General features: G+C 70.5%; 2 protein-coding genes. Both read left to right on the top strand.

Annotation, left to right across the window (positions count from 1 at the left end):
- Positions 1–2,061, top strand: a 2,061-nt coding sequence (locus ACZ3H8_RS40720; protein WP_467410412.1) for a beta-ketoacyl reductase, incomplete at its 5' end; no start/stop codon positions are given.
- Positions 2,062–2,107: 46 nt separating this feature from the next.
- Positions 2,108–3,107: beta-ketoacyl synthase N-terminal-like domain-containing protein (locus ACZ3H8_RS40715; RefSeq protein ID WP_467410410.1), on the top strand; the 1,000-nt coding region annotated here is incomplete at its 3' end.

The following is a 3,107-nucleotide window of genomic DNA, read 5'->3' as shown; positions in this document are numbered from 1 at the left end:
TTGCCGGCGTTGTCGTCGTGGCGGCGGCAGCGGGAGCAGCGGAGCACGGTGGACGGGTGGCGTTACCGCATCGTGTGGCGCCCCCAGCCGGAGCCCGCGCGTACCAGCCTGGACGGCACCTGGCTGATCGTCGTCCCCGCCGGTCACGAGAACGACGACCTCGTACAGGCGACATCGCGCGGCCTCGGCAACCGAGCCCGCCTCATGCCCGTATCTACGTCCACCAGCCGTGCTGAACTGACGGAACATCTGGCCGTGCTGCACAGTGAAGCCGGCGGCTCCGTCAACGTCTTGTCGCTGCTCGCGCTCGACGACCAGGACGCCGACGGCCACGCGGGGGTCGCCGGTGGTCTGCTCGGCACCATCGCCCTCGCTCAGGCGCTCGCCGACACAGACCTCAACGCCCGTCTGCGGGGGGTCACTCAGGGCGCAGTCTCCATCGACGTGCCCGGTCGGGGACCGGAAACCGACCGGGAGCCCGACCGCCTCAGCAACCCCGCCCAGGCCGCGATCTGGGGTCTGGCCCGCGTCTTCGGCCTCGACCACCGCGATCGGTGGGGTGGCCTGATCGACCTGCCGGGGACTCTGGACGACCACGCGTTGGGCCGCTTCATATCCCTGCTCAGCGGTGATTACGGCAGCCAGGACGAGTACGCCGTACGCGCCTCCGGTGTCTACGCCCGGCGCATGGTGCACGCTCCCCTCGATCCGGCGGCCAGGGCCGAGCCATGGCAGCCGCGCGGCACGGTTCTCCTCACCGGCGGCACCGGAGCCCTGGGCGCCCACGTGGCGAGGTCGCTCGCCGCCGACGGTGCGGAACACCTCGTACTCGCAAGCAGGCGCGGGCCCGAGGCCCCCGGCGCATCCGAATTGTCTGCCGAGCTGACCGCACTAGGTACGCGCGTCACCGTGGCCGCATGCGATGTGACCGATCGCGCCGCAGTGGCCAAGCTGCTGGACTCGCTGTCCGACGAGCCCCCGCTGACCGCCGTCGTGCACACCGCGGGCGTCGTCGGCGAAGCCCGCCCGCTCGCCGAAACCTCCCTCGACGACGCCATGGCTGCCGTACACGCCAAGGTCTCCGGCGCCCTTCACCTCGACGAGCTGCTGGCCGACCACCCGCTGGACGCCTTCGTCCTGTTCTCCTCGGGCGCCGGAGTGTGGGGCAACGGCGGTCAAGGCCCCTACGCGGCAGCCAACGCCCACCTCGACGCGCTCGCCGAATGGCGCCGCGCCCAGGGCCGGACGGCCACGTCCATCGCCTGGGGAGCCTGGGCGGGAGGCGGCATGGTCGACGAGGCCGTGGCCGAGCAGCTGCGTCGCCGGGGTGTACCCGCGATGGATCCTGACCTTGCCGTCCACGCCTTGCGCGAGGCCGTCGAGCACGGGGAGGCCACACTCGTCGTCGCCGACATCCGGTGGGACCGCTTCCTCCCCGCGTACACGGCGAGCGGGCCCCGCCCGCTCCTGGACGAACTGCCGGAGGTAAGGGAACTTCTCGTCGGCCAGGAGGAGAAGGCAGCCGTCGCCGACAAGGGATCGGACCTGCCCGGCAGGCTGGTCGCACTTCCGGAGCCCAAGCGCAAGCGCATGCTCCTGGACCTCGTCCGCACCCACGCCTCCGCAGTGCTCGGTCACTCCTCGACCGACTCGGTCAGGCCCGCGCGGGCCTTCCGCGAGCTGGGCTTCGACTCGCTGACCGGGGTGGAACTGCGCAACCGGCTCAATGCGGCCACCGCGCTGACACTCCCCGCCACGCTTGTCTTCGACCACCCCACACCGACTGCGCTCGCCCAGTACCTGCGGGACGAACTCCTGCCCCCGCAACCGGATGCGGCTCCCGGAACCCTCATGATCCGCGAGCTGCAACAGGTCGAGAACGCACTGCGAGGGGCCCTCGACGACGAGACCCGGCGGGCTCTCACCGAAGGGCTGCGCAGCCTGCTCACCCACTGGGAGGGCGAAGCGCCACCGCAAGCTGAGGCCGTCGACGACGAACTCACGGAAGCGAGCGACGAGGACATGTTCGACCTGATCGACAGGGAACTGGGGATCGGCTGACCCGGTACGTACACCGACCGCAGGTTTCTTGAAGGGCTGACGCTACATGGACAACGAGGACAAGCTCCGCGACTACCTCAAGCGGGTCACCACGGATCTGCGGCAGACCCGCCGCAGGTTGCAGGAGGTGGAGTCGCGGGAGCAGGATCCCATCGCGATCGTCGCCATGGCCTGCCGTCTCCCGGGAGGAGTGCGCTCTCCCGAAGACCTGTGGCGACTGGTGGCCGAACGTACCGATGCCATCGCGGCCATGCCGACCGACCGCGGCTGGGACCTGGACGGCATGTACGACCCGGACCCCGACCGGGCGGGCAGCAGCTATGTACGCGAGGGCGGCTTCCTCTACGACGCCTCGGAGTTCGACGCCGGATTCTTCGGGATCTCGCCGCGTGAGGCCGTGGCGATGGACCCGCAGCAGCGGCTGCTCCTGGAGACCTCCTGGGAGGTCTTCGAACGCGCCGGTATCGACCCGACATCGGTACGCGGCAGCGAAGCCGGTGTCTTCGTCGGATCGAGCAACCAGGGCTACGCCGCTGCGGCCGACGGGAACACCGCGCCGGACGGCGTCGAGGGCCATCTGCTGACCGGCGGATCGGCGGCTGTGCTCTCCGGACGCCTCGCGTACAGCTTCGGTCTCGAGGGGCCGGCGGTCACCGTCGACACCATGTGCTCGTCGTCCCTGGTCGCCCTGCATCTGGCTGTCCAGGCGCTGCGGCACGGAGAGTGCTCCATGGCGCTCGCGTGCGGGGCCACCGTCATGTCCTCGTTGCGGAACTTCGTGGAGTTCAGCCGCCAGCGAGGGCTCGCACAGGACGGGCGGTGCAAGCCGTTCTCGGCCGCCGCCGACGGCACCGGGTGGGGTGAAGGCGTCGGCGTGCTGCTGCTGGAACGGCTGTCGGACGCCCGCCGTAATGGCCACCAAGTGCTCGCGGTGATCCGTGGCAGTGCCACCAATCAGGATGGTGCGTCGAATGGTCTGACGGCGCCGAATGGTCCGTCGCAGCAGCGGGTGATCCGGGCCGCGTTGGCGAATGCGGGTCTGTCGG

It is taken from the genome of Streptomyces sp. NPDC002868 (assembly GCF_055563295.1).
The sequence above is the reverse complement of the archived record's forward strand: the minus strand, read 5'-3'. Positions and strand labels throughout refer to the sequence as shown.